The organism is Massilia sp. Root418 (assembly GCF_001425265.1).
Taxonomy (GTDB): domain Bacteria; phylum Pseudomonadota; class Gammaproteobacteria; order Burkholderiales; family Burkholderiaceae_D; genus Rugamonas.
In genome coordinates this window covers 321102-344075 of the sequence record NZ_LMEC01000024.1, presented here as the reverse complement: position 1 = coordinate 344075, position 22974 = coordinate 321102, and the positions used below count along the sequence as shown (strand labels likewise).

Genomic DNA, 22974 nt, shown 5'->3' with positions numbered 1-22974 from the left:
GTCAGAACGCCAGCGGCAGGTTCATGCCCACCGACAGGTTGGGCGAGTCCGGCGTGACGCCGATGCCTACCGAGAGGTTGACCGTGGTCTTGGGCGACACGCGGTAGCCCAGGCCCAGGTTCAGCATGCCCGACGTCTGCATGCTGGTCTTGGCGTTCAGGCCGTCGGCGAAGCGCAGCTTGGAGCCGGCCGATATCGCTTCCTGGAAGGAGATGGTGGTGGAGATGCCGTAGGACAGAGCGTAGGCGAAGCCGATGCCGAAGCCCACGCTGTGGCCGGGCGCCACGCGCGTCAGCGTGCGGCTGCCGTTCAGCTGGTAGAGGTCCTTGGCGGGCAGGCTGGCCGTCACGCTCAGGGAGCCGAATAGCGCCACCGGGTCGACGATGCGGTTGATGTTCAGGCCCGCCGAGAAGGCGGTGACGCCGCCGCCGGTGGCCTGGCCGCTGCCGGCGATGATCTTGAACGGGCTGCGGCCGGTGGGCAGGCGCACGTTGCCGGTGACCGTCATGTTCGGCTTGTCGCGGCGCGCCTCCATCGGCTGCCAGCGCGCGCCCAGCGCGATGTCGCCGATGGAGTTGGACACGCCGCTGTGGCCCTTGGCTTCGGCGTACTTGGAGATCAGGGGCAACGTGATATTGCCGGTCAGGTTGTTGAGCAGGCCGTAGTCGGCCGACAGCGTGTTGGTGACGGTGTGCGAACTGACGTTCTCGATCTCGAACAAGGTGAGCCCGCCGGCGCCGATGTCGGTGACGATCTTTTCCTGGCCGATGTAGCTGTAATTCAGGTCATAGCTCACCTGCACCTGGCCGCGCCGTATCAGGCTGTATTGCTTGTCGACGGCGGTCAGCGTCTGCTTCAGCAGGGCGCTCTGGTCTCCTTCGCCTTCCTTCTTGGCCAGCGCGTCGCGCGCGGCCTCGGCGCTGGCCGGCGTGCTCTGCGCCAGCGCCGGCAGTGCATGCGACAGGAATGCGGCAGCCAGCATGGCGGGCAGGGTACATACTTTCATGGGCAAGTCCTTAGCTAGGTTTCAGAAATCAGTGGCGGTGCATCCAGGTGCCGGAGACGCCGGAGTTGAGCGCGCGTTCGAGCAGCTGGGCGCTGTTGTTGATGCCGCCCAGGCGGCCGCGGTCGGTGATGCGGTCCATGTCGGCCACGCCCAGTTCACGGTCGGTCAGGGCCAGCAGCGCCAGGGCCGGTTTGTCCTTGGGCGGCGACAGGATGAAGAGGGTGTTCTTGTCCCACAGGGTGGCGAATTCCTCGACCGAAAAGGCGATGTTGCCGGCCGAGGGATCGGCGATGTAGACCACGCCGTCGCGTATGCCGCGCAGTACCACGAAGTGCTTGGCGCCGGCGTAGTCGATCGGCACGATGGCCGGTTCGGCCAGCGCCATCAGGTCCTTCACCTCGGCGCGGAAGCCGGCGCCGTTCACGCCAAGCGAGGCCGCGTAGCGCTTCATGTCCAGCAGCGAGAAGCCGCGCCGTTCGATGATCTTTTCCTTCTCGCCCTTTTCCAGCATGCCTTCCATGGCCTGCTGCTCGTTCACGTCCAGGCCGATGTGGTAGTTCAGGATGGTCACCAGCGCGGCCGAACCGCAGCTGTAGTCGTAAGCCTGGCGCACGATGTGGCGGTACTTGAGCTGCGAGTGCGGCTCCATGGCGACCGCCTGGCTGTAGCTGCCGCCGCCGAGCAGCGCTTGCGGCATCTCGTATTGGCCCTGCGGACGGTCTTGCGGTGCGTGGCGCGACACCATGCCGGTGCCGCCGATCAGGACGGCCACCACGCCGAGCAGTAGCATCAGCATGGCTGCACCTGTCCCTGGGGCGTCCCGCGCCCCAACAGTGATTTCTTCATTGGCCCATGTCTCCGTTGCGAACGACCGTGCTTATTTTTGACGGTTCGCTCTTTGTCTTTTTTGTAATTTATTAACGCATGAAAGTTCCCGGCTCGGCAGTAAAAAAATTAGATTTGTTCCTCTATCGTGCAGGGAAGACGGTGGTGCTAAGGGCATCCTAGCGCATGCGGCACGCTTGCAACACAGCGCTCATTGGGAGTGGCTCTCCAGGCCCGGCGGTTGGCTTTTTCGGTCAACACGTTGCGATGGACCGCGGCACGGCGCGGCCCATATCATAAATTTAATTAATATTCGCACAATATTAAGAGCACCCGCAGCGCATCCATCCATACCAACCACAATACTGGAGATACACCATGAAACTGATCCAAACCGCTGTTGCAGCTGCCCTGGCTACCCTGGCTTTCTCGGCTTCCGCCATGACCCCGATCCAGGACGCTGAACTGAGCGCCGTGACCGGCCAGGACGGCGTGTCGATTGCCGCCAACCTGAACGTGAAAATCGATTCCTTCGTGTACACCGACACGGACGCGGTCGACACCACCACCGGCCTGGGCGGCGGCTCGGTCAGCTTCAACGGCATCAAGGTCAACGGCCTGATCGCCGCCAGCATCGACATCCTGTCGAAAGCGTCTTTCCTGCAAGCGGCGGGCGCCGCCGGCGTGACCAACCCCGGCACCTTCTACAACCCTGCCACCGGCGGCGACGTGGTGCAGATCGCCATCCCGGCCGACGTGCAGGTAGCCGCCGGCAAATTCCTGAACGTGTCGGTTGACGCGATCAAGATGGGCAACAACGCAGCGTCCTACGGTTCGATGGCCATGAACCAGATCGACCTGCGCGGTACCCAAGTCTGGATCTGGGCGCACTAATCCCCAGCCATCCCGGCCAGCGGCGGACGCGCTACCCGCGTGTCCGTCCGCCTGTTCCCACCTTGCAGGACATCCCATGACCATCACGTTTCCGGCGCGCCGCGCCGCAGCCTTGCTGCTTGCCTCGTCCGTCTTCCTTGCGCTGGACTGCCGCGCGCAGATGCAGCCGCTGACGGAAGACGAACTGTCGCGCACGCGCGGCCAGGGCCTGATCGCCATGAGCAACACCAGCCTGGGCGGCTACGACTTCTCGCGCATCGCACTCGATGCCGACGTCACGCTCAGCGCCAATTTCCGCACCATGCGCCTGGGCGAATACAGCTACGCCGCGCGCAACGGCCTGGGCGCCGACATCGACATGCCGCTGCTGCAGTTCGGCCGCAGCGACGGCACCGACGCGCAGCGCCTGGTGCGCATCACCAATCCCTACATGGAGTTCGTCTACAAGCCCAACGTGGACGGCGGCGCGCGCGAAGTGGTCGGCATGCGGTTCGGCTTCGATGGCATCAGCGGCGATGTGGGCCTGAAGATCAACAGCCTGTCCGGCTCCCTGCGCGTGGCCGCCAATGCGCCCGACGGCAGCGGCCTGCTGCTGGACTCGCGCAGCGACGCGCTGGGCGGCAAGCGCTGGGACGGCGCCTGCACCGCGCCCTGTCTGCCGATGGTGCAGCTGGGCGGCGTGACGGCCGGCGACGCTTCCGGTCCCAGCCGCGACTTCTGGATCTCGATCCTGAAAACCGGCGTGCAGTTTGCCGCCCCCGCCGGCGGCACGGCGCCGGACATGGCGCAGGCCGGCGTGTGGCTGAACTGGCGCGACAAGCTGACCGCGCTGTCCACCAACGGCATGGCGCCGCCCAACCTGCCGAAGGGGCGCTGAATGGCCGCCCGCAGCAGGCCAGGCCGCGCCGCGGCGGGCCCGGCGCCGGCGCGCGCCGCAGGCCGCATCGGCAAGCCTGCGCTGGCGTTGGGTCTGAGCCAGTGCCTGAGCTTGTGCCTGAGCTTGGGCGTCTGCGCGCAGGCGATGGAACCGCTGCCGGACGCCGCGCTGTCCGCCGTGCGCGGGCGCGACGGCGTGAGCTTCGACCTGTCCGGTTTCGCCATGAGCGGCGACGTGCGCATGCGCTACACCACGGCCAACGGCGCCAGCATCTACAAGGAAAAGCTGTCCGCATCGCGCAGCGACAGCAGCAGCGCATTCGCCGATCCCTACAAGCTCGACATCGTGTCCGGTGCCGCCGGCCTGGCCGACGTGATCCAGCTGGCCTTTCCCGTGAACGCACTGGGCGAGCAGAAGTGGCAGCTGGCGTACGACTGGGGCGTGAACGCGGACGGCATGGCACTGAACAACGGCAGCGTGGCCATCCGCGACCTGGCCTGGTACGGCGGCGGCCTGCAATTCTCCACGCCGCAAGGCTACGACGGCATCGCTTTCGGCGTCGGCCTGCGCATGGACATCGGCCAGCTCGCGTTCCGCCCCAATGGGCGTGCGGACACGGGCGAGCAGATGGCCCTGAGCGGCATCCGCATCGGCGCGGTGGACGCGGACGGCAATATCACCAGCCGCCCGTGGCAGCTGGCCGACGTGGCGGCGCAGCCGGGCGTGCTCAATGCGCTGAACGACGACAGCGGGCCGCGCCTGCACATCGGCATCGGCTGGCCGGACGCGCGCAACGGCAGCGGCATGGCGCCGGCGGGCGGCCTCCAGATCGACAACATCGCGTTCACCAGTCCGGGCAAACCGGTGGTGGACCTGGGCTCGTCGCGCATCGGCGCGATCGAGATCCAGTACCTCGACATCAAGTTCCGCCGATGAAGAAGACCTTATTCCCTTTGCTGCTGTGCTGTGGACTGGCGCAGGCCGCACCGCCGCTGCGGGCGCTGGATGACCAGGAACTGGGGCAGGTATCGGCGCGCGACGGCATCGCGTTCGCGGCGCACATTGTCATCAACGACCCGGCGCTGGTGGGCGCGGTGGCGGACAGCCGCTTGTCGCTGGGTTTCGGGGGAGATGGGCCGAACCGCTACGTCGTCATCAAGAACGTGCGCGGCGTGATCGACATGTTCGGCGTGGGCCTGAGCGTGGAGCGCAAGCCCGACGGCGGAGACTACGTGGCGCTGACCCTGCCGGGCTACGTGAAATACACCAACTTCGGCTTCGAATCGCTTAGCGTGCAGAACGACCCGCAAGCGCCGGTGACCAGCAGCATGGGCAGCGTCAACATCAACGGCAGCATGTGGATGCAGGGCCAGTTGCGCATCTGGGCGCATTGAGGCCGGCGGGTTACGTGCTGCGCACTAACCCGCCCTACGGCGGCGCGCGCAGGCGCGGCATAACGCACCCAAAACATCGTAGGGCGGGTTAGGCGCAGCCGTAACCCGCCACTGCATTACTTGCCGCCTTCGTTCGCGTGCTCGCCCAGGATCTGCTTGGCGTAGCGTACACCGATGCCGTACGCCGAGTGGGCCTTGAAGATCTCCATGCAGCCGTCATAGGTCTCACCGCGCGCCCAGTCGCGCTGCAGTTCGCACATCCATTGCAGCGAGTTGGTCGGCGTGGCGCCGGCCTGGATCATGCGCTGCACGGCGCGCTCGTGCGCCTCCACGGTGGTGTCGCCGCAGGCGTCGGTCGGCACGAAGATCTCGTAGCCTTCAGCCAGCATCTGCAGCGTGGGGAAAGTCACGCACACTTCGGTCCACAGGCCGGCGATGATCACGCGCTTGCGGCCGGTGGCCTTGATGGCGTCCTTGAAGTTCTGGTCTTCCCACGAGTTCATGGAGGTGCGGTCGATCGGCTTCTGGTCCGGGAACACGGACTGGATTTCAGGGACCAGGTGGCCGCTGAAGGTTTCGGAAGCGATGGTGGTGAGAATGGTCGGCACGCCGAACAGCTTGGCCGTCTTGGCCAGGATCTGCGCATTGTGCAAGAGGGCGGTGCGTTCGTGCGACATGGTGCCGAACAGCATCTGCGGCTGGTGGTCGATCAGGGCCAGCACGCAGTCTTGCGGGTTGAGCAGGGTGTTGTAGGACATGGTTCTCTCCTTGAAAAGTAGGGGTGGCAAAGTACGTTCGCACTTTGCCAGCTTTGCCCTGTCCGCACGTCTGCTATAAGGACTGCCCTTGCTCTTGCTTAGGGGAGAGCGCTATTCCTTGCCGAGAAACTCGGTGGCGTAGACCAGCGACGCGGCCAGCGGAAAAGCGAGGCCGGTCAGCAGCACGCCGTGCCAGCCGTGGTGCGCATACATCCACGCGCCCAGCGAGGAGCCGATGGCGCCGCCGCAAAAGAAGATGGCCATGTACAAGCCGTTCAGGCGGCTGCGCACGTCTTCGCCCAGCGCGAAGATGGCGCGCTGGCCGGTGACCAGGCTGGCCGATACGCCCGCGTCCAGCACAATGGAGGCGGCCACCAGCAGGCCCAGCTCGAACACGCGGCCGCCCTCCATCAGCAGCGGCGCGCCAAAGGCGACCAGCGCGGCGGCCAGCGCCATGACGGTGGTGGAGCGGCTCTTGCCGTGGTCGGCGCGCCGGCCCGCATAGGGCGAGGCGACCGCGCCGGCCACGCCGGCCAGCGCGAAGACCGCGATGCCGGTCTGCGACAGGTTGAACTGGCGGGCCAGCACCAGCGGCACGGTGGTCCAGAACAGGCTGAAGGCGCCGAACATGCAGGCTTGGTAGGCCGCGCGGCGGCGCAAAATGGGGGTACTTTTCAGCAGCTGCCACAGCGAGGCCAGCAGCGCGCCGTAGCGCATCGACGACACCGGCTGGCGGCGCGGCAGCTTGTAGTGCAGCAGCACCGCCAGCAGCGCGGTGCCGATGGCCGACAGCACGAAGATGGCGTGCCAGTTCAATGCGTCCGTGACCAGGCTGGACACCGGCCGCGCCAGCATGATGCCCAGCAGCAGGCCGGACACCACCTTGCCCACGATCTGGCCGCGCATGTGCGGCGGCGCCAGGTGGGAGGCGAACGGCACCACCACTTGCGCGGCCACCGAGCCGAGGCCGATGCACAGCGCGGCGGCCAGGAACAGTCCGGCGTTGCTGGTGCTGGCGGCCACCAGCAGCGCGGCCGAAGTGGCGGCCAGGCAGGTGACAATGAGGCGGCGGTTCTCCAGCAGGTCGCCCAGCGGCACCACGAACAGCATGCCGAGGCAATAGCCGATTTGCGTGAGGGTGACAATCAGCCCGGCGGCGCCGGGCGACAAGCCGGTGGCCTGGCTGATGGGGCCGACCAGCGGCTGGGCGTAATACAGGTTGGCGACGATGAGGCCGGTGGCGCTGGCCAGCAGCAGTACCATGCCCGAAGAAATGCCGGGCGCGGCGACGGTGGGATTGGTGGTCAAAAGGACTCCTGGATGCGGGACGACAAGTGCCTGCGCCCTGCTTGAAAAATGGCGGGCGCGGCCGGACAAACATTGTAGTGTGGAATCTCGATCCCTGCTGGCGGCGGCCGGATATAGGCGCTATATCCGGCGGCTGCACCCGGAGCTGCCCGGCGGCTATACCGGGCCATACATGCGGGTGGGCTTACAGCGTGCGCAGGAAGGCGGTGAGGTCGGACTTTTCGGCGTCGCTGAGCCGGGTCTCGAGGATGAGGTTGAAGAACTCCACGGTGTCCTCCAGGGTCAGCAGGCGGCCGTCGTGCAGGTAGGGCGGCGATTCCTTGATGCCGCGCAGCGGGAAGGTCTTGATGGGGCCGTCGGCGGTGGCCATCATGCCGTTGACCATGCGCGGCTTGTAGAAGCGCTCCGCCTTCAGGTTGTGCATCAGGTTGTCGGTGTAGTAGGGCGCCGCGTGGCAGCTTGCGCATTGCGCCTTGCCGAAGAACAGCGCCTGGCCCCGCAACTCGCTCTCGCTTGCCATTTTCGGGATGAGCTTGCCGGTGATGCCCAGCTTGGGTGCGGGCGGGAAGTCCAGCAATTCCTGGAACTCGGCCATGAAGTGCACCTGGCTGCCGCGTTCGAGCGGGTTGACACCCTTCTTGGTGGCGATCACCGGGTCGCCGTCGAAGTAGGCGGCGCGCTGCTCGAATTCGGTGAAGTCTTCCACGGTTTTCAGCGCGCGCTGGGAACCGAACAGGCGCTGGATATTGAGGCCGCGCAAGGTGGGCGTATCGATGCGGTGACGGAAGATCTGCGGGCGGATGTCGCCCACCAGGTGGGTGGCGCCGTTGCTGTGGCCGTTGGCGTGGCAGTCCAGGCAGGCCACGCCGCGGCTGGGACGCTCCGAGCGGCGGTCTTCGGTCTGGTTGAACTGCTGCTGCGGGAAGGGCGTGAGCAGCAGGCGCAGGCCTTCGAGCTGCTTGGGATTGAGCAGGCCGTTGAACATGCCGTGAAAGTTGTCGATGGTGAGCAGCTTGCCGCCGGAGACGTCGCCCAGGTCGGGCCGGGTGGTGAGGAAAATGGGGGCGGGGAACTCGGGCAGGAAATGGTCGGGCAGGTCGAAGTCGAGGTCGAAGCGGGTCAGGTCGCGCTGTTCCTGGCGCTTCAGTTCATCGATCTCGAACTGCGGGAACAGCATGCCGCCCTCGGCGTGGTTGGGGTGCGGCAGCGGCAGGAAGCCGGCCGGGAACAGGTCGCGCGCGCGGATCTCGTCGGGGCCGAGCTCGGCCAGGCGCTGCCAGCTGAGGCCTGCGGGCAGCCTGACGCGCACGCCGCCCTGCACCGGCTTGCCCCGGAACATGCTGGCGCCGCTGGGCCGGTTGCCCAGGTCGTAGCGCTGGGCCAGCAGCGAGCGCTGGCGCTGCATCAGCCCGGCGCGCGCGGCGCGCATGCGCGCCAGGGTGACGCTGAAGTCCTCGGTGATGTCCACCTTCATGTAGCTGGTGGGATGTTCCGCCGGCGGGCCCGGCGGATGGCCCGGCGTTTCCCCGGGCGGCTGGGTCGGCGGCGCGGCGGGAGCGCCGGCGTTCGCGCCGAAGGCGGCCGCCGCGACGGCTGCGGCGGCGGCCAGCGTGGCGGTGCGGATGGCAAATGCTGTAAAGGCGGCAAAGCTGCCGCCGCTGGTGGTGGGGCTGTTCATGGCGCTCTCCTGCTGCGTGGCCGGGCAGATTGCCCTGTTCCAGTTAAGCAGGCAGGAGCGCTACCGCTATGCTTACGGCGTGCCCGCTTGCGCTGGCTCAAGCCGCTTGTGTATCTCCGCCGTGATCTCGTAGGAGCGCAGCCGCTTGGCGTGCTCGAAGATCTGCGAGGTGATCATCAGCTCGTCCGGGCGGGCGCTGTTGATGAAACCCTGCAGCTGCCGCGCCACGGTGTCGGGCGAGCCGATCGCCGAGCAGGACAGCACCGAGTCGAGCATGGCGTTTTCCTGCTGGCCCAGCGTGCCGCGGTAGTTGGCCAGCGGCGGCGGCAGCTGCGACGGCCGGCCGGTGCGCAGGTTGACGAAAGCTTGCTGCATCGACGTGGCCAGCAGCTGCGCTTCCTCGTCGCTGTCGGCGGCGAACACGTTAAAGCCCAGCATCACGTACGGCTGGGCCAGCTGCGCCGAGGGCTTGAAGTTGGCGCGGTACAGCGCCACTGCCTGCATCATTTGCGCCGGCGCGAAATGGGAGGCGAAGGCGTAGGGCAGGCCGAGGTGGGCCGCCAGCTGCGCGCCAAACAGGCTGGAGCCCAGTATCCACAGCGGCACCTTGGCGCCCTTGCCGGGCACGGCCAGCACCTGCTGGCGTGGCGCGTCGGACAGGTAATCCTGCAGTTCCAGCACGTCCTGCGGGAACTCGTCCGCGTCCGACGCCAGGCTGCGGCGCAGGGCGCGCGCGGTGGTCTGGTCGGAGCCGGGCGCGCGGCCCAGGCCGAGGTCGATACGGCCCGGATGCAGCGCTTCGAGCGTGCCGAACTGTTCGGCGATCACCAGCGGCGAGTGGTTGGGCAGCATGATGCCGCCGGCCCCCACGCGGATGGTGCTGGTGCCGGCAGCCACGTGCGCCATCACCACCGAGGTGGCGGCGCTGGCGATGCCGGGCATGCCGTGGTGTTCCGCCAGCCAGTAGCGGTTGTAGCCCCAGCGTTCGCCGTGCTGCGCCAGGTCCAGCGTGTTGCGCAGGGACGCCGTAGCATTGCTGCCCTGGGCGATGGGGGAGAGGTCGAGTATGGAAAATGGAGTCATGGTCGGGATATGGCGGCGGCAAGCCGGGTTTCAATGAAGGCCCTGACGCGTGCATGGCCTTTCCGCTACACTTGCAAAACCATAACACAGGGGACACCAGAGACGTCATGCTTAAAAAAATTGCCTTGATGACCATGCTGGCGCAGGCCGCGCTTTATCCGAGCGCCCGGGCCGCTGCGCTGAGCGACGCGGCCACCACTACCGCGCGTTACGCCGTTGAAACGTATCCGCAGCAAATGACTGCCGCGCTGGCCGCCATGGTCAGCTACAACACGGTGGCCGACCCGGCCGTTCCGGCCGACAAAAACCCGCAGCACATCGCCTTTAAGCAACTGCTGAAGGAGGAGGCCGCGCGCCTGGGCCTGGACTATGCGGACCACGGCTACGTGGCGGTGATCGGCCTGGGCGAGAGCGCCGACCGGGTCGGCATCATCACGCACGGCGACGTGCAGCCGGTGAACCCGGCCAAGTGGGCCAAGTCGCCGTTCGAGCTGGACAGCACCAGCGAACCGGGCCGCCTGATCGCACGCGGCGCCGAGGACGACAAGGGCCCGATCGCCACCGCGATGTATGCGATGAAGGCCATCAAGGACCAGAAGGTGGTGCTGAAAAAACGCCTGGAGCTGTACGTCTACATGGCCGAGGAATCGGACTGGGCGCCGCTGGAAGCTTTCCTGAAAGACCACACGCCGCCGCAGATGAACATCACGCTGGACGCCGAGTATCCGGTGGTGACTGCCGAGAAGGGCTGGGGTGCGGTGAAGGTGACCATGCCTGCCTTGCCGGCGCCGGCGGCTGCGGCCAAGGGGCCGCTGCTGCGCGAATTCGCGGGCGGCTTTTTCGGCAGCCAGATTCCCGAGGACGCCAGCGCCGTGATCGCCAACGCCACGCCGGCCTTGGAAAAGCAGATCCGCGCGCGCGCCGCCGCCCAGAAGGGCATGCGCTACCAGTACGCCTGGCAGGGCCGCGAACTGAAGATCACCGCGCTGGGCGTGTCGGCGCACTCGTCCAAGCCTGAAGACGGCGTCAACGCCATCAGCATGCTGGCCGACGCGCTCAAGGTGCAGCCATGGAAAGCCACGGCCGCCGCCGGCATGGTGACCATGCTGAACGACCTGGTCGGCACCGGCATCCACGGCGGGCGCTTCGGCAAGGTGGCCTACAGCGACGACTTCATGGGCCCGATGACGGTGGCGCCCACCGTGCTCAAGCAGAATGATGGCGCGATCGAACTGAACATCAATATCCGCCGGCCGAAAGGCAAGCCCGGTGCCCAGCTGCAGGCCGAGTTCCAGCAGGCCTTCGACGAGTGGAAACGCACCCATGTGCCGCAAGCATCCATCGCCATGCAGATCGGCGAGCCGTGGGTGCAGGCCGACGCGCCGCAAGTGCCCGTGTTGCTGGACGTGTTCTCGCACTACACCGGCATCCGGGATGCCAAACCGACATCGATCGGCGGCGGCACCAACTCGCGCCTGTTCCCGAAAGCCGTGGCCTTCGGTCCCGCCATGCCGGGCACGCCCTACACCGGGCATTCCGAGCATGAGTTCATCACCACCAAACAATTGCTGCTGAACCTGCAGATGTACACGGCTGTGCTGGTCGAACTGGCACGTTAACCCGCTTTTAGTATCACCTTGTTATCGGCGCGGCGCCCCTTTGTTGGTGCGCCGCGCTTTTTTTGCTCAGTACGCCGCACTGGGTATTCCCTCGCGGAAAAATAAACCTTACTATCAGCAGCAATAAGGCTTACTTTCACGCCGCTCCTTACCGAAATCTCATCTTTTCAACCTCGCTACCAGGGATGCCGGATCGTCAACGATCCCGGCAGGGGACTTTGCATGCCACGTAAATTATTGTCTGTTTGTGCACTGCTGTTTGCTGTTTGCCAGCCCGCTTTCCAGTCCGTGTATGCGGCCGACATGGAGCTGAGCGCGCACGCGCAGCCGGTGGGCGCCATCGCCGCTTCCATGGAAGAGGCCGCGCCGCGCCGTGGCGCGCTGTTCAAGGTGCAGCATGACGGCCGTACCAGCTATCTGTTCGGCACGGTGCATGCGGGCAAGCAGGCCTTCTTCCCCCTGGAGCCGCAGGTCACGCGCGCGCTGGCCGACTCCAACGCGCTGGTGCTGGAACTGGACGTGCGCGCCAGCGAACCGTTCCAGCTGGCGCTGACGGCCCACGGCCGTTATCCCAAGGGCGATTCCATCCGTAACCACCTGTCGCGCGACACGCTGGCCGTGCTGCAGCAGGCGCTGGCCCGGGCCGGCATGTCGCTGGACAACCTGGAGCAATACCGGCCGTGGCTGGTGGCCAATCTGCTGATCGGCGCGGAAATCGAGCGCAACGGCTATATGCGCAGCCAGGGCGTGGAGCAGTTCCTGTTGAAGGAAGCCGCGCAGCACGACAAGCCGCTGCGCGAACTGGAGAGCGCGGATTATCAGCTGGGCCTGTTCGCCGCGATGAGCGACGCGCAGCAGGAAACCTATCTGCGCGAGAACCTGGCCGAGCTGGCCAGCGGCGTGTCGCTGAAAAAGACGGCCAGCCTGATCGACGCCTGGAGCAAGGCGGACGCGCCCGGCATCAACGCGGCCTGGCAGTCCATGGTCAGCGGCGACAGCGTGTCCGCCGCCTTCATGGACCGCACGCTGCTGGGCAAGCGCAATCCCGAGATGGCGGCCTCGATCGAAAACATCATGAAGGCGGACCAGACCGCGTTCGTGGGTGTCGGCTTGCTGCATCTGCTCGGCGAGCAGGGCGTGCCCGAACTGCTGCGCCAGCGCGGCTACCAGGTGGAACAGATCTACTGACCCTGCCTTACCGGGACTCGCGCGCGACCGTACCGTTGGCGTAGCGCACGCGGTCGCCGCTCTTGTAGCTCGGCATGCTCTCGGCCAGCACGGTTTGCATGGTGCCGTCGTCCATGCGCACCGTTACCCGGTAGACCTTGTCGCTGGGTGAGCCCAGGCTGCCGCCCGCCGCTGCTGCGCCGGTGGACAAGCCCATCGAGGTGGCGTCCTGCCGCGTGATCTGGTCGATGGACTGGATCACGCCGCTGCCCGAGGTGCCGGCCTGGGCGCTGCTGCCGGTTCCCATGCTGCCGGTACTGCGGCTGTCCTGCGCCCCGGCCGTGGAGGAGGACTGGCTGCCGCTGCCGGCACTTGTGCCACTGCTGCCCAGGCTGCTGCTCGCGCTGGTGCTGCCGACGTTGCTGCCGGTGCCGGTACTGCCGCTGCCGGTACTGCCCAGGCTGCTGCCGCTGCTGCCCATGCTGCTGCCACTGCCGCTGCCGCCGGTCCCCATGGTGCCGGTGTCGGATGCGCAGCCTGCCAGCGATAGCAGGGCGCAGGCCAATAAAGTGCTCTTTATCTTCATGATGATCTCCGTTATGACGAGCGACCGCTCGAATAGCTTTGAGCGCCGCTGAGCCTTGCCGTTCCGGCTGAAGCGCGCACACTTGACGCAAATCAAACGATTACCTGAATTGCGTGGCCATAATTGCGTGTCAGAAACTCATAGGAAATGGCTATGTTTAAGCGCAGGACGGACAAGGTAATTGAGGATTTGGTGGCAGCTACCTGCGGGCTGCAATCGGGCAAGCGCCAGCGCCATGTGTATGCGCAGGCGCTGTATGGTTTGGTGCGCCTGGCGAAAGCCGAGCAACTGCTGGAGATGCGGCTGGACTCGGAACGCGCCACCGGCAGCCTGGCCAGCGTGAGCCGCAGGCGGCAGACGCGCGCCATCCTGCGCAAGATCGGCATGGACGTGCGCAACCGCCAGAGCGAGCTGGAATTCGGCCAGCAGTACCCGGAAGGGAAAGACGATAACGCCTAGGCGGCAACCTTGTTGCGGCTCCACAGCAGCCACATGATGCTGGCAGTAAGGAGGGCGGCGGCGGTATCCACCGCCCAATCCGCCACCGCGCCGTGGCGGTAGGGCAGGAAGCTCTGCACCACTTCATCGAGCGCGCCCATGGACATGATGGTCAGCACCGCCTTGATGGCGCGTGCTGCCGCGCTGCCGGTGCTGCCGGTGAACAGCAGGAACGTCAGGCCGGCGTAGGCGCAGGAATGCAGCACCACGCCCGGCGCCACCGCGCCGATGTCGCTGCGGGCGCCGGGGATCGAGCCAAGCACCAGTATCATCAGGTAGAGCACCAGGGCCGTGCGGTAGCGCAGGTTGGCGTGGACGGAGGTCAGGACGACTTGCTGGAATAAGGAACGCATGGCGCAAGGATAGCATGAGGCAAAAAAAATGCCCGCTGGTTAAAGCGGGCCGAAAAACCCATATCCGGGTCAAGAGAGCAGAGAATTCGGGTGGTGCGCACTGGGCGCACCTTCTGCACGCCACGCATATCGGTTGCATGTGCCGCAGATGAAGCAAAGTTTATAGGCACCATGTGACGACACCATGACATATCACAAGAGGGCGGATAAAAATTTTGGGCAAAAAAATAGCCCGCTGGTAAAAGCGGGCTTTAAAACTATTATCTTGGAGGAGAATAGTGGAGACAGGTGTAATTATGCTGCGCTACAGCATATATGTCTAATTTTCATTTTCGATATCAGTAATAAGTTTTCGGTATAACTCACTCCTGCACTGGCACGGTGTAGTTCAGCGCGAGGCGGCCGCCGTCCACGAACAGGGTCTGGCCCGTCATATAGCTGGCGTCGTCGCTGGCCAGGAACGCGGCGATGGCGGCCACCTCCTCCGGCTCGCCGCAGCGGCCCATCGGCGTGCGCGACAAAATGGTATGGCGCGCTTCCGGGCTGCCCAGCACGGCCTTCTTGGCCAGTTCGGTCAGGATGGTGCCGGGGCCGATGCCGTTCACGCGCACGCCGTGCGGCGCCAGGTTCAGCGCCATCACCTTGGTCAGCTGATTGATGCCGCCCTTGGATACCACGTAAGGTACCTGGTCGGGAATGGCCAGTTCCGAGTTCACGCTGGACATATTGATGATGCAGCCGCTGTGCTGCTTGACCATCTCGCGCGCCACGGCCTGGCTGCACAGGAACATGGATTTCAGGTTGATGCGCATGACGCGGTCGAAGTCGTCTTCACTCAGGTCCAGGAAAGCGGCCTTGTGCGTCACGCCGGCGTTGTTGATCAGGATGTCGATGCGGCCGAACACGGCCATGGTCTCGGCCACCAGCGCGTCCACATCGGCCTTCTGGCTCACGTCGGCCGTGTAGAACCGGGCCTGGTCGCCCAGCGCTTCGGCCGCCTGCGCGCCTTCCGGCTTGATGTCCACCAGCATGACCTGGGCGCCCTCGGCGATCAGCCGCTGGGCGCAGGCCAGCCCGATGCCCTGGGTGGCGCCGGTGACGATGGCTACTTTTTGGGAGAGTTTCATGGTGTGGTTCCTGGGGGAGATCGATGGAGCGAATTTTACTTCACGTTATAATGGCGGGTTTGCATTTTATTAGGAGGGGCCGCCATGAATTTTATTAACAAGCTCAATGCCGCATGGACGGCCAACGACTCCCTGCTGTGCGTGGGCCTCGATCCCGACATGGCCAAGCTGCCGGCCCAGTTCCAGCAAGACCCGAACGGCATCTTCAACTTCTGCAAAGAAATCATCGACGCGACGGCCGACCTGGCCTGCTCCTTCAAGCCGCAGATCGCCTACTTCGCGGCCCTGAGCGCCGAGCGCCAGCTGGAAGAGATCTGCGCCTACGTGCGCCAGCATTACCCGCACATCCCGCTGATCCTCGATTCCAAGCGCGGCGACATCGGCGCCACGGCGCGCCAGTACGCGCGCGAAGCGTATGACCGCTACGGTGCGGACGCGGTGACCGTCAGCCCGTACATGGGTTCGGATTCGGTGGAGCCGTACATGGAGTGGGCGGACCGCGGCGTTATCGTGCTGTGCCGCACGTCGAACGCGGGCGGCTCGGACCTGCAGTTCCTGAACGTGGACGGCAAACCGCTGTACCAGCACGTGGCGCGCCTGGTGGCCGAGAAGTGGAACGCCAATGGCCAGTGCGCGCTGGTGGTGGGCGCCACCTTCCCTGAAGAGCTGGCGCAGGTGCGCGCGATTGTGGGCGACATGCCGCTGCTGGTGCCGGGTGTCGGCGCGCAGGGCGGCGACGTGGCAGCGACCGTGAAATCGGGCCGCAGCGCGAACGGCACCGGCATGATGATCAATTCCTCGCGCGCCATTCTGTACGCGGCGCCGCAGGCGGGCGAAGATTTCGCCATGGCTGCGCGCCGCGTGGCCCAGGAAACCCGCGACGCGATCAACGCGCACCGCGCGGGCTGAGCGCGGCGGGTTACGGCGCGCCGCGCCTAACCCGCCCTACGCACCGGGCCGTCTCCGGCCCGCCGGCACCACGCACCGGGCGGACGCCGGCCCGCCGGCACCACGCACGGGGCCGACACCGGCCCGCYGGCACCACGCACCGGGCGGACGCCGGCCCGCCGGCACCACGCACCGGGCGGACGCCGGCCCGCCGGCACCACGCACCGGGCCGTCTCCGGCCCGCCGGCACCACGCACCACGCCGACACCGGCCCGTAGGGCGGGTTAGCACGCAGTGCGTAACCCGCCAGCACCGCCGCCAGCCTCGTTAGTACCGCTGCGGCGCCACCATCTCCGCATAGTCATACAGCGCCCCGAGTATCTCCTCACCCCGCTCGTCCGCGGTTTCCGACAACTGATCGATCTCGCCGAACAGCTGTTCCACCGTCCGCGCGCCTGCCGCGCCGTCGAACAGGCGCGCGGCGCGGTGCGCCTCCCAATGCTCGGCTTCCTGCTCGCTCAAGGTCTGCGGGAAGTTGCGCGCGCGGTAGCGGAACACCAGCTCGCCCAGGCGCGCGTCGTCGAACGGCGGCGTCATCATGGCCAGCTTGGCCGGCGTTTCCTTGCGCATGGCGTCCAGCAGGCGGCGGTCGTCCTTGCCCACGAAGCCGCCATACAGATCCTCATCCACGTCCGTTTCCTCGGCCGCGCCGGGACGGTGATACACCTGCGCCCACAGCGCGCCCAGGTCCGGCCCGGCTGCGGCGGTCTGCGCATGGCGCTTCGCCTCCTCCACGTCAATGCCCCAGCGCGCCGCCATGGCCGGCGACAGGGTCTTCAGGTTGGACACCAGCATGGGCGACTTGTTCAGGTGCACGCTCTTGATCGGCAGCCGCGTCATGCCTTCCGGCAGTTCGCTGCTGCGGGTGAACATGCGCATGCGCACGGTGTCCGCATCCAGCCCGTACAGCTCGCTCGGGTCGTAGGCGCAGTCCCAGACGATGATTTCGTTCTTGTTGGTGGGATGCGTGCCCAGCGGCCACACCAGGCCGATGCAGCCGCGCTCGGCCGGGAACATGCCCGACACGTGCAGGAATGGCTGGCGCAAATGCGGCAGCAGGTGCATGCCGATCTCGTCGGCCACGCGGTCCTTCTTGTGCAGCGCGAAGCAGAAGTCCCACAGCTTGGGCTGCTTCTGCTTGATCAGGCGCGCCAGCGCGATGGTGGCGCGCACGTCCGACAGCGCGTCGTGCGCGGACTCGTGCAGCAGGCCGTTGGCGGCCGCCAGGTGCTCCAGCCGGAAGCTGGGCTTGCCGTCCTCCCGCGCCGGCCACTCGATGCCTTCCGGGCGCAAGGCGTAGGTCATGCGCACCACGTCCAGCAGATCCCAGCGGCCGCACTGGTTTTGCCATTCGCGCGCATACGGGTCGATCAGGTTGCGCCAGAACAGGAAGCGTGTCACCTCGTCATCGAAACGGATGGTGTTGTAGCCCACGCCCACCGTGCCCGGCTGCGAAAACGCCTGCTCGATGGTGGCGGCGAACTTGTGCTCCGGCACGCCCCATTCCAGGCATTGCTGGGGCGTGATGCCGGTGATCAGGCAGGACTGCGGGTCGGGCAGGAAGTCGGGCGCCGGCTGGCAGTACAGCATGATAGGCTCGCCTATCTCGTTCAGGTCGGCATCGGTGCGGATGGCGGCAAACTGGGCTGGGCGGTCACGGCGCGGCTGCGCGCCGAAGGTTTCATAGTCATGCCAAAGAAAAGTTTGCTGGCTCATGGATTTGTTCTATCGGTGGGAAGGTTTGGCTACTGTCGGGCTACAGTTCGCCGCTTTCTGGCCGATATGATAAAGGGGAATGGCGCAAACAAGGAGAGTGATTATGGTAAATCCTACTTCGCTGAAGTCCGGCGGCAAGGCTGCCGACTTGCCGGGCGCGGGCGACACGGCGCGCAGCGGGGCGGTTGCCGCGCCGCCGCGCGTGCAGGCCAGGCAGCAGCTCAACACGGCAATCGTGCAGGCGTCCATGTCGGTGGCCATCAGTTCCGGCAACGAACCGCTGGCGCTGCTGTACAAATCGGCATTGACCGGCATAAACGAGGCGCTGGCGCCGGATTTCGGCCCGGACGCCATCCAGAACGCGATGGGGCAGGACAATACGCCGGAAGGGACGGCAGGCCGCATCGTGTCGCTCAGCACGGCGTTTTTCGACGCCTTCAAGGCGCAGAACAAGGGCATGGACGAGGAAGCCGCGCTGCAGAAGTTCATGGACACCATCCAGGGCGGTGTCGAGCAGGGCTTCAAGGAAGCGCGCGGCATACTGGAAGGCCTGCAAGTCCTGAAGGGCGACATCGCCGGCAACATCGACAAGACCTACGAGCTGGTGCAGCAAGGCTTGCAGCAGTTTGCCGACAGCAAGCGGGCCCCGCCCGCCGCCGCCAACGACACCAACAACACCAACGACATCGCGTAGGGCGGGTTAGGCGGCACGCCGTAACCCGCCGCTGCGGGCATCAAGAAAACAGCATCTCCTGCACCGCCACCCGGTCGCGGCCGCCATCCTTGGCGCGGTACAGCGCCGCGTCGGCGGTGGCGATCAGGCCGTGGTCGTCCTGGCCCGGCAGCAGGCTGGCCACGCCCAGCGACGCGGTCAGGTGCGGCAGCGGCAGCCGCATGTCGCGGAACACCACTGCCTGGCGGATGCGTTCGCACAGGCGCTCGGCCACCACCACGGCTACCTTGTCGCTGGTGTCCGGCAGCAGCACCATCATTTCCTCGCCGCCATAGCGCACCGCGCAGTCGGAGGGCCGCAAGGCCCCGCTCAGCACTTGCGCCGCCGCGCGCAGCGCCTGGTCCCCGGCCAGGTGGCCGTGGGTGTCGTTGAATTGCTTGAAATGGTCCAGGTCGATCATGATCAGCGACAGCGGCTTGCCCGCGCCGTGCGCACTGGCCACCATTTCCGGCAGCAGATCGTTCAGCCAGGCGCGGTTGTACAGGCCGGTGAGCCCGTCTATCATCGACATCTGGCGGTAGAACTCGCCCAGCTTCTGGCGCCGGCGCAGCTGCGCGTTGGCGGCGCGGATGCGGAAGGACAGCAGGCGCAGCAGGTTGCGCGCAACGCCGTTCGATTCGTCGATCAAACGCCACACAATCTCCGCTTCCACCACCAGCAGTTCACTGGACTCCAGCGCCGTCATGGCCGACAGGTTGGCTTCCTCGTCCAGCACCGACTGCTCGCCCACGCTTTCGCCGGGCAGCACCTTGCTGACGGTGCCGTCGGCCATGCCGGTGCGGGTGTCGGCGGTGACCGACAGCGCGCCGCTCAGCACAATGTACAGGCGCGCGCGGCTGGTGTCGGTGACGGATTCGCCTTGCTGCAACTGCACCACGGGGCAGTGCGCCAGCGAGCGCGCCGCCAGGGCGGCGTCGGAATCGCGGAACAGCTGCAAGTCGTCGACCCGGTAGATGGACTCGGCAAAGGTGGTGATCTGCTTCAAGTTAAGATCCGAAAAAAAAGATTAAGTACCGTGAGGCAAATCATAGCGCAAACGGTGCGCGCGCTAGCACTGCACGGGCGGCTGTGTTTCAATACTGCGACGAACCAACTGCCAACATAGACAAATGATTTACACCGACGCCCTTGGGCAAGCGCATCCCGCCGATCCCGGCGCCCGCATCGTGTCGCTGGTGCCGTCCATTACCGAGCTGCTGTGCGAGCTGGGACTGGCGGCACAGCTGGTGGGCCGAACCGGATTTTGCATCCACCCGGCCGACACGGTGCGCGCGATTGCCAAGGTGGGCGGCACCAAGGACGTCAACCTGGGCAAGATCCGGGCCCTGGCGCCGACCCATGTGATCGCCAACATTGACGAAAACGAAAAGCCTACCGCCGATGCGCTGGCCGAGTTCGTGCCGCACGTGGTGGTGACCCATCCGCTGGCGCCGCGCGACAACCTGGCGCTGGCGCGGCTGATGGGCGGCATCTTTTGCACGCAGGAAAAAGCCGAGGCCTGGTGCGCTGCTTTCGAGGCCGAATACGCGGCGCTGCAGGCGCTGCGCCAGGCCGCGCCGGCGCCCGGGCAGACCGTGCTGTACTGCATCTGGCAAGACCCGTGGATGAGCATCTCCAGCGACACCTATATCGCGCGCATGCTGGCGGAAATCGGCTGGCGCGTGCCGCAACTGGGCGGCGGGCGCTACCCGCGTTTCGACTGGACGCCGGAACTGCTGGCGCAGGTCGACCAGGTGCTGCTGTCGTCCGAACCCTACCGTTTCACGGAGGCGCACGTGGACGCGCTGGAGCGCCAGATCGGCAAGCCGGTGCAGCTGGTGGATGGGGAACTGCTGTCGTGGTATGGCAGCCGTGCGCTGCAAGGCCTGGGCTACCTGCGCCGGCTGGCGCAACAGTAGGCGGTGCGCTGCCTGCTGTCGGCGGGCCGGCGGCCTATGCTGGGTTTATTCCGTGGTTTCTTCGTCGGCGGCTTCCGACACCGCTTGCGACAGCGGCACGTTGCGCTTGTCGTACAGGCGGCCCAGGGCGCTGTCGATGGCGCGCTTGAGCTTGTCGGCCGCGCCGTTGATGGCCTGGTGCAGGCTGGCCGCATGATCGCTCACGGCGATTGGCTGGTAACCAGTGATGCGCGCTTCCATGAGGCAACGATTGTCGCCGTCTACCGATTTCTGGCTGTTGTTGTCGCTCAGGTGGACTTCGACGCGGGTGATGTGTTCGGCAAAGCGGCTAATGGCTGCGGTGACGACGGTTTGAACATGGTCATCCAGGCCCGCATGACGTTCGATGGTCTTATCGGTGTTGACATTGATCTGCATATACTGCTCCCGTTTGTTCATCAAAGCGTACCGGGGTACGCGATTTCATCTTACTCCTTTTGCCGGGGCTTGCCAGTCTATTGCCGCCCGGAATATATTTATTTTCAGTTATTCATCAAGCCTGCTGCAATATTGACGGACAGCCCCAATATGAAGAGGTTGAAGAAGAAGCTCAGCACCGACTGACCCAGCACCAGCTTGCGCAGCGCCGCGCTGCGCACCACCACGTCCGAGGTCTGCGCGGCCACCGCGATGGTGAAGGAGAAGTACAGGAAGTCCCAGTAATCGGGCTCGTGGTGCTGGCCGGGAAACTGCAGCGGGCGGGCGTTGGGCGTGGCCTGGTAGTACAGGTGCGCGTAGTGGAAGCAGAACAGCGTGCCGACCAGGAACCAGGAGCCGATCAAGGTCAGGCCCACCAGCGCGTATTCCAGCACATGGCCTTCGAGCGGCTGGCCGTGCAGCGCGGCCAGTTCCGAGACGATGGCCAAGAGGCTCACCATCGCCGCCACGCACAGCACGGCCAGGATCACGGGACCGCGCTCGTCCTCTTTGGCCGCCACGCGCTTGACCTTGCGGTGGTCGGCCCGCATCATCATCCAGCCCATGGTCACCAGGTAGGCCCACACCGCCACGTCCCAGCCGGCCAGGATGCGGGTCACGGTGCGCCAGCCGTCCGGCAGGAAGGGGCCGCTCAGCGCGCCCAGCGCGATGGCCAGGGCGAGGTGGGGGCGGCGGTGTATCAGGTCCGGAAATATTTTCATCCGGACATGATATCAAGCGGCCTTGTCTTGTGCTTCGCGATCCGCGTGCGGGAAACGGTCCATGCGCGACAGTACCGGGAACAGCACGCTCCACAGGCCCGTCACGGCCAGGGTGGCCGCGCCGCCGAATACCACCGCGCGGGTCAGGCCGAACCAGCCGGCGGTGACGCCGGATTCGAACTCGCCCAGTTCGTTGGAGGCGCCGATGAACACTGCATTCACGGCGCTCACGCGGCCGCGGATGGCGTCCGGCGTTTCATACTGCACCAGCAGGTGGCGTACGTAAACGCTGATCATGTCGCCCGCGCCCATCAGCAGCAGGGCCAGCAGCGCCAGCACGAAGCTGGTGGTCGAGCCCAGCAGCACGGTGCAGGCGCCGAACAGCGCCACGCCGCCGAACATCCACAGCCCCACGCGGCGCGTGATAGGGAAGAAGGCCAGCGCCACCGAGCACAGCGCGGCACCGACGCCGGGCGCGGAACGCAGCAGGCCCAGGCCGCTCGGGCCCACGTGCAGCACGTCGGCCGCCAGCGCCGGCAGCAGGGCGGTGGCGCCGCCGAACAGCACGGCGAACAGGTCCAGCGACATGGCGCCCAGCACTACCGGGCGCGACATCACGAAGCGCAAGCCTTCCAATACGCTGTGCCAGCTGGCCGGCTCCTTGTTCACCGCCTGCGGCGCGGCCTTGGTCATGCACATCAGCACCACCGCCACCACCAGCAGCGCGGACGCGGCCAGGAATACCGTGGTGGCGCCGTAGAAATACAGCAGGCCGCCCAGGGAGGGGCCCACGATGACGGCGATGTGGAAAGTGGACGAGCTGAGCGCGACGGCCTTGCTGAAGTCCCCGGCCGGCACCATGTTTACCAGCACCGCCTGCGTGGCCGGCATCATGAAGGCGCGCGCGCTGCCGAACAGCGTGAGGATGAGGAACACGGGCCAGACGATGCCGGTCCCGGCCAGGGTAAAGCCCAGCAGCAGCAAGCCGCACAGCAGCTGCGCGGCGAGGCAGAGGGCGATGATGTTGCGGCGGTTGTAGCGGTCGGCCACGTGGCCGGCGGGCAGGATCAGCAGCAGGAAGGGCGCGAACTGCGCCAGGCCGATCAGGCCCAGGTCGTACAAGTTGCCCGTCAGCGCATAGACATGCCAGCCGATGGCCACGTGCTGCATTTGCACGGCCAGCGTGCCGAGCACGCGGGCGGACAGGTAAAAGGCGAAATTGCGGTGCTTGAGGACGGAAAAACCGTTGGCTGCGGAGGAGGACATGGGCACGATGACAGGCTGGCGTAGCCCGACATTGTGCCAGATGCCGGGCCGGTCCGCAGACC

The 22974-nt window shown here is 66.1% G+C and carries 24 protein-coding genes; 10 read left to right on the top strand and 14 right to left on the bottom strand.

The features are described 5' to 3' along the window. Position 1: 1 nt before the first annotated feature. Both ASC94_RS26675 and ASC94_RS26670 read right to left on the bottom strand, forming a co-directional pair. On the bottom strand, positions 2 to 1006 hold the full coding sequence (locus tag ASC94_RS26675) for a transporter (RefSeq protein WP_056403359.1): 1005 nt from the start codon (positions 1004 to 1006) through the stop codon (positions 2 to 4). Positions 1007 to 1034: 28 nt separating this feature from the next. Next, entirely contained in the window at positions 1035 to 1802 is a 768-nt protein-coding gene (locus tag ASC94_RS26670; protein WP_056403357.1) for a C39 family peptidase, read from the bottom strand. 407 nt (positions 1803 to 2209) lie between these two features. Here ASC94_RS26670 and ASC94_RS26665 point away from each other — a divergent pair, with 407 nt between their 5' ends. From ASC94_RS26665 to ASC94_RS26650, 4 genes are all read left to right on the top strand, one after another. After that, positions 2210 to 2725 carry a DUF6160 family protein gene (locus tag ASC94_RS26665; RefSeq protein ID WP_056403355.1) on the top strand — a complete coding sequence of 172 codons (516 nt, stop codon included), beginning with the start codon at positions 2210 to 2212 and terminating at the stop codon, positions 2723 to 2725. A 76-nt stretch (positions 2726 to 2801) separates the two neighbouring features. Beyond that, positions 2802 to 3602 (top strand): hypothetical protein, encoded by an 801-nt coding sequence (locus ASC94_RS26660; RefSeq protein WP_056403352.1) that lies wholly within the window; start codon positions 2802 to 2804, stop codon positions 3600 to 3602. Beyond that, positions 3603 to 4538 (top strand): hypothetical protein, encoded by a 936-nt coding sequence (locus ASC94_RS26655; RefSeq protein WP_229417419.1) that lies wholly within the window; start codon positions 3603 to 3605, stop codon positions 4536 to 4538. It begins immediately after the preceding gene. Beyond that, on the top strand, positions 4535 to 4996 hold the full coding sequence (locus tag ASC94_RS26650; RefSeq protein ID WP_056403349.1) for a hypothetical protein: 462 nt from the start codon (positions 4535 to 4537) through the stop codon (positions 4994 to 4996). Before ASC94_RS26655 ends, ASC94_RS26650 begins: the two co-directional genes overlap by 4 nt. Positions 4997 to 5112: 116 nt before the next feature. Here ASC94_RS26650 and ASC94_RS26645 read toward each other — a convergent pair whose 3' ends face one another. From ASC94_RS26645 to ASC94_RS26630, 4 genes are all read right to left on the bottom strand, one after another. Continuing rightward, entirely contained in the window at positions 5113 to 5754 is a 642-nt protein-coding gene (locus tag ASC94_RS26645; RefSeq protein WP_056403346.1) for a hydrolase, read from the bottom strand. 111 nt (positions 5755 to 5865) lie between these two features. After that, positions 5866 to 7017, bottom strand: a complete 1152-nt coding sequence (locus ASC94_RS26640) for an MFS transporter (RefSeq protein WP_056403556.1) — start codon at positions 7015 to 7017, stop codon at positions 5866 to 5868. A gap of 229 nt (positions 7018 to 7246) precedes the next feature. Further along, a complete protein-coding gene (locus ASC94_RS26635) occupies positions 7247 to 8740 on the bottom strand; it encodes a hypothetical protein (RefSeq protein ID WP_200955830.1) in 1494 nt (497 codons plus the stop codon). 72 nt (positions 8741 to 8812) lie between these two features. Beyond that, the gene (locus ASC94_RS26630) at positions 8813 to 9823 is read right to left on the bottom strand and encodes an LLM class flavin-dependent oxidoreductase (RefSeq protein ID WP_056403343.1); all 1011 of its coding nucleotides are present in this window, start codon (positions 9821 to 9823) and stop codon (positions 8813 to 8815) included. Positions 9824 to 9930: 107 nt separating this feature from the next. Here ASC94_RS26630 and ASC94_RS26625 point away from each other — a divergent pair, with 107 nt between their 5' ends. Both ASC94_RS26625 and ASC94_RS26620 read left to right on the top strand, forming a co-directional pair. Then, positions 9931 to 11442, top strand: a complete 1512-nt coding sequence (locus ASC94_RS26625; RefSeq protein ID WP_056403340.1) for a dipeptidase — start codon at positions 9931 to 9933, stop codon at positions 11440 to 11442. 222 nt (positions 11443 to 11664) lie between these two features. Further along, the gene (locus tag ASC94_RS26620) at positions 11665 to 12630 is read left to right on the top strand and encodes a TraB/GumN family protein (RefSeq protein ID WP_056403337.1); all 966 of its coding nucleotides are present in this window, start codon (positions 11665 to 11667) and stop codon (positions 12628 to 12630) included. A 7-nt stretch (positions 12631 to 12637) separates the two neighbouring features. On the opposite strand, the gene ASC94_RS32825 is transcribed toward ASC94_RS26620, so the two are convergent. Beyond that, complete coding sequence (locus ASC94_RS32825) at positions 12638 to 13195, bottom strand: hypothetical protein (protein WP_157201602.1); 558 nt, start codon at positions 13193 to 13195, stop codon at positions 12638 to 12640. Between the two features lie 153 nt (positions 13196 to 13348). Here ASC94_RS32825 and ASC94_RS26605 point away from each other — a divergent pair, with 153 nt between their 5' ends. Further along, complete coding sequence (locus ASC94_RS26605) at positions 13349 to 13654, top strand: hypothetical protein (RefSeq protein WP_056403328.1); 306 nt, start codon at positions 13349 to 13351, stop codon at positions 13652 to 13654. Here the strand turns inward: ASC94_RS26605 and ASC94_RS26600 are convergent. Together ASC94_RS26600 and ASC94_RS26595 are read right to left on the bottom strand one after the other, a co-directional pair. Then, positions 13651 to 14046, bottom strand: a complete 396-nt coding sequence (locus ASC94_RS26600) for a VanZ family protein (RefSeq protein ID WP_056403325.1) — start codon at positions 14044 to 14046, stop codon at positions 13651 to 13653. The genes ASC94_RS26605 and ASC94_RS26600 overlap by 4 nt on opposite strands. A gap of 362 nt (positions 14047 to 14408) precedes the next feature. Then, positions 14409 to 15173, bottom strand: coding sequence for an SDR family NAD(P)-dependent oxidoreductase (locus tag ASC94_RS26595; RefSeq protein ID WP_056403321.1), 765 nt, complete (start codon positions 15171 to 15173; stop codon positions 14409 to 14411). A gap of 84 nt (positions 15174 to 15257) precedes the next feature. On the opposite strand from ASC94_RS26595, the gene pyrF reads away from it, so the two are divergent. Further along, entirely contained in the window at positions 15258 to 16082 is an 825-nt protein-coding gene (pyrF, locus tag ASC94_RS26590; protein WP_056403318.1) for an orotidine-5'-phosphate decarboxylase, read from the top strand. Positions 16083 to 16388: 306 nt separating this feature from the next. On the opposite strand, the gene sbcB is transcribed toward pyrF, so the two are convergent. Beyond that, positions 16389 to 17837 (bottom strand): exodeoxyribonuclease I, encoded by a 1449-nt coding sequence (gene sbcB / locus ASC94_RS26585; RefSeq protein ID WP_056403315.1) that lies wholly within the window; start codon positions 17835 to 17837, stop codon positions 16389 to 16391. 103 nt (positions 17838 to 17940) lie between these two features. Between sbcB and ASC94_RS26580 the strand changes: the two genes are divergently transcribed. Continuing rightward, on the top strand, positions 17941 to 18531 hold the full coding sequence (locus ASC94_RS26580) for a DUF5610 domain-containing protein (RefSeq protein ID WP_056403312.1): 591 nt from the start codon (positions 17941 to 17943) through the stop codon (positions 18529 to 18531). A gap of 40 nt (positions 18532 to 18571) precedes the next feature. Here ASC94_RS26580 and ASC94_RS26575 read toward each other — a convergent pair whose 3' ends face one another. Beyond that, on the bottom strand, positions 18572 to 19555 hold the full coding sequence (locus tag ASC94_RS26575; protein ID WP_056403309.1) for a GGDEF domain-containing protein: 984 nt from the start codon (positions 19553 to 19555) through the stop codon (positions 18572 to 18574). 124 nt (positions 19556 to 19679) lie between these two features. Here ASC94_RS26575 and ASC94_RS26570 point away from each other — a divergent pair, with 124 nt between their 5' ends. Then, positions 19680 to 20468, top strand: coding sequence for a helical backbone metal receptor (locus tag ASC94_RS26570; protein WP_056403305.1), 789 nt, complete (start codon positions 19680 to 19682; stop codon positions 20466 to 20468). Between the two features lie 45 nt (positions 20469 to 20513). Here the strand turns inward: ASC94_RS26570 and ASC94_RS26565 are convergent, their stop codons facing one another. From ASC94_RS26565 to ASC94_RS26555, 3 genes are all read right to left on the bottom strand, one after another. Continuing rightward, the gene (locus ASC94_RS26565) at positions 20514 to 20885 is read right to left on the bottom strand and encodes an HPF/RaiA family ribosome-associated protein (protein ID WP_056403553.1); all 372 of its coding nucleotides are present in this window, start codon (positions 20883 to 20885) and stop codon (positions 20514 to 20516) included. A gap of 104 nt (positions 20886 to 20989) precedes the next feature. Further along, complete coding sequence (locus ASC94_RS26560) at positions 20990 to 21646, bottom strand: DUF1345 domain-containing protein (RefSeq protein ID WP_056403302.1); 657 nt, start codon at positions 21644 to 21646, stop codon at positions 20990 to 20992. A gap of 12 nt (positions 21647 to 21658) precedes the next feature. Then, complete coding sequence (locus ASC94_RS26555; RefSeq protein ID WP_056403300.1) at positions 21659 to 22912, bottom strand: MFS transporter; 1254 nt, start codon at positions 22910 to 22912, stop codon at positions 21659 to 21661. Between the last annotated feature and the right edge of the window lie 62 nt (positions 22913 to 22974).

Bases quoted from the DNA above. Each gene is read 5' to 3' on its own strand.
- ASC94_RS26660 (WP_056403352.1), top strand. From the start codon at position 2,802: ATGACCATCACGTTTCCGGCGCGCCGCGCCGCAGCCTTGCTGCTTGCC.
- ASC94_RS26595 (WP_056403321.1), bottom strand. From the start codon at position 15,173: ATGAAACTCTCCCAAAAAGTAGCCATCGTCACCGGCGCCACCCAGGGC.
- ASC94_RS26630 (WP_056403343.1), bottom strand. From the start codon at position 9,823: ATGACTCCATTTTCCATACTCGACCTCTCCCCCATCGCCCAGGGCAGC.
- ASC94_RS26655 (WP_229417419.1), top strand. From the start codon at position 3,603: ATGGCCGCCCGCAGCAGGCCAGGCCGCGCCGCGGCGGGCCCGGCGCCG.
- ASC94_RS26650 (WP_056403349.1), top strand. From the start codon at position 4,535: ATGAAGAAGACCTTATTCCCTTTGCTGCTGTGCTGTGGACTGGCGCAG.
- ASC94_RS26605 (WP_056403328.1), top strand. From the start codon at position 13,349: ATGTTTAAGCGCAGGACGGACAAGGTAATTGAGGATTTGGTGGCAGCT.
- ASC94_RS26625 (WP_056403340.1), top strand. From the start codon at position 9,931: ATGCTTAAAAAAATTGCCTTGATGACCATGCTGGCGCAGGCCGCGCTT.
- ASC94_RS32825 (WP_157201602.1), bottom strand. From the start codon at position 13,195: ATGAAGATAAAGAGCACTTTATTGGCCTGCGCCCTGCTATCGCTGGCA.
- ASC94_RS26560 (WP_056403302.1), bottom strand. From the start codon at position 21,646: ATGAAAATATTTCCGGACCTGATACACCGCCGCCCCCACCTCGCCCTG.
- ASC94_RS26665 (WP_056403355.1), top strand. From the start codon at position 2,210: ATGAAACTGATCCAAACCGCTGTTGCAGCTGCCCTGGCTACCCTGGCT.
- ASC94_RS26570 (WP_056403305.1), top strand. From the start codon at position 19,680: ATGATTTACACCGACGCCCTTGGGCAAGCGCATCCCGCCGATCCCGGC.
- ASC94_RS26580 (WP_056403312.1), top strand. From the start codon at position 17,941: ATGGTAAATCCTACTTCGCTGAAGTCCGGCGGCAAGGCTGCCGACTTG.
- ASC94_RS26640 (WP_056403556.1), bottom strand. From the start codon at position 7,017: ATGGTACTGCTGCTGGCCAGCGCCACCGGCCTCATCGTCGCCAACCTG.
- ASC94_RS26670 (WP_056403357.1), bottom strand. From the start codon at position 1,802: ATGCTGATGCTACTGCTCGGCGTGGTGGCCGTCCTGATCGGCGGCACC.
- ASC94_RS26675 (WP_056403359.1), bottom strand. From the start codon at position 1,006: ATGAAAGTATGTACCCTGCCCGCCATGCTGGCTGCCGCATTCCTGTCG.
- ASC94_RS26620 (WP_056403337.1), top strand. From the start codon at position 11,665: ATGCCACGTAAATTATTGTCTGTTTGTGCACTGCTGTTTGCTGTTTGC.
- sbcB (WP_056403315.1), bottom strand. From the start codon at position 17,837: ATGAGCCAGCAAACTTTTCTTTGGCATGACTATGAAACCTTCGGCGCG.
- pyrF (WP_056403318.1), top strand. From the start codon at position 15,258: ATGAATTTTATTAACAAGCTCAATGCCGCATGGACGGCCAACGACTCC.
- ASC94_RS26645 (WP_056403346.1), bottom strand. From the start codon at position 5,754: ATGTCCTACAACACCCTGCTCAACCCGCAAGACTGCGTGCTGGCCCTG.
- ASC94_RS26635 (WP_200955830.1), bottom strand. From the start codon at position 8,740: ATGAACAGCCCCACCACCAGCGGCGGCAGCTTTGCCGCCTTTACAGCA.
- ASC94_RS26600 (WP_056403325.1), bottom strand. From the start codon at position 14,046: ATGCGTTCCTTATTCCAGCAAGTCGTCCTGACCTCCGTCCACGCCAAC.
- ASC94_RS26555 (WP_056403300.1), bottom strand. From the start codon at position 22,912: ATGTCCTCCTCCGCAGCCAACGGTTTTTCCGTCCTCAAGCACCGCAAT.
- ASC94_RS26565 (WP_056403553.1), bottom strand. From the start codon at position 20,885: ATGCAGATCAATGTCAACACCGATAAGACCATCGAACGTCATGCGGGC.